Consider the following 1,650-nt stretch of genomic DNA (forward strand, 5'->3'; position numbering starts at 1 on the left):
CAGCCCCCCGCCATGGCCTCGGACGAGTCCGGCAGGCCATTGGGGTTGTTGGACACGGGCGTGGTGGTGCCGGGGGTGGGGGTCTGCCCGCCCACGGTGGGCAGCGGGGAGGTGGGCGCGTCCGTCGTCGGGGTCTCCGGCACGGGGGACGGGGGCGTCGTGTCGTTCGGGATGGTCGTGTCATCCGGCACGGGCGTGGGCGCGGGCTCCTCCGCCGGCGCGGGCGCGGGCGGCATCACGTCCTCGAGCGTCGTCGCCATGGTGAAGCCGTCGTGGAAGATGGACCCTTCGGGCTTGATGGCGTCGTCGCGGTACAGCCCCATCTTCAGGTAGTTCAGGTCCTTGCCGAACTGGTTGGCGCCGTAGGTCTTCGGCAGCACGTGCTGGCCGTTGTGCCACAGCTCCACGAAGCCGACCTTCTTGTCCGAGGACCACTTCACGTGCAGCACGAAGTCGTGCCAGTTGCCCTTGTCGATGGACGTCTGCCACAGCACGGGCGTGGTGTTGCCGCCCACGCGCAGGTTGATCTTGTCCCCGCGCACGAAGAACTCCAGCGGCGGAGAGCCGCAGCAGCCCTCCTGGTGCCACTGGGTGATGACCTGCCACGAATCATGGACGGGGTAGTTCGCCGGGAAGAGCGTGCTCCACTTGTAGTAGTACTCCTTCCCCTGCGTCTCGTGGGTCAGGTAGAGCAGCTCGTTGCGGTTGCCGCTGGCGTTGATGGGATCATCGCCCTGCTTCACGGTGGCCTTGAGCGCGTACCTGCCGTCACGCACCACATCCGTCACGACCTGCAAGCGGCTGTTGGCAACACTCTGCTGGCGCGTCCACTGGGACGTGTTGCCGGTCTCGAAGTCGCCCTTCCAGATGACGCCAGCGAAAGACAGGGCGGGCATCAGGGAGGCCGCGGCAACGAGCTGAAGGAGTCGCTTCAAACAGGGGTCCTTTCGGTCCGGGTTGGGCCACGAGGACACGCGGCGGCGAAAAAGCCTTCCCGCCCCGTCCCGCCTGCCAACCCCCTGCCGCACGCGCGCTCGGCGGGCCGCCCGCCGGGGCATGAGGCAGACAGGCCCCTGCCGTCCGCCCCTTCCCCAGGCATGCCGAAGCGCGTGATTCCGGGTGGATGCGGGCGCTCAAACCTTCCGGTGAAGGCAGCCGTGCGGCCGAGCCCCCAAGCGTCATCCCCTCAACGACCTGACGGCCCGGCGTCCCGTCCTCCTCTCGCGGCCAACGTGGGAAGTGGGCCTTTTTTCAAGATCGGGGGAGCAGGCCGTCTATTGGAGCGTGTGTCGCCCAAAACATCCGATGCGCCTGTTTTCCCACCGCCTTGCTACCCACCGCGTCATGGGACGCCTGGAGGCAGGACGCGAGGCCAGGTCGGCGTTCGTCGGAGGTTGGTGTAGAACGTCCCGGAAGGGCGGCTGGGGGGAGACGCCCGAGGGGATCGCATGGTGAAGCCGGCGAAGAAGAAGCTTTGGGCGCTGGCACTGGCCATCCCCCTCCTGGCGGTGGGGGTCGCGGCCCTGAAGCCCCAGGCGCGGCCGCAGGCCGTCCCCGACACCTTCTGGGCGGACCGCCGGGCAGCGGCCCGCATCGAGGCCCGCCTCACGCACCCTGAAGCGGACCGCTACCGCTCGCGCGCGCCGCGGC

General features: G+C 69.0%; 1 protein-coding gene and 1 pseudogene. One reads left to right on the forward strand and one right to left on the reverse strand.

The annotated features are described in order from the left end of the window. Window positions 1-896: polysaccharide lyase (locus tag ACLEQD_RS42960; RefSeq protein WP_410391731.1), on the reverse strand; the 896-nt coding region annotated here is incomplete at its 3' end. Between the two features lie 552 nt (window positions 897-1,448). Between ACLEQD_RS42960 and ACLEQD_RS42965 the strand changes: the two are divergent. Beyond that, window positions 1,449-1,650: pseudogene (locus ACLEQD_RS42965) on the forward strand (hypothetical protein); the annotation flags it as partial.

This window comes from Corallococcus sp. 4LFB (genome assembly GCF_046520365.1).
Taxonomy (GTDB): Bacteria; Myxococcota; Myxococcia; order Myxococcales; family Myxococcaceae; genus Corallococcus; species Corallococcus caeni.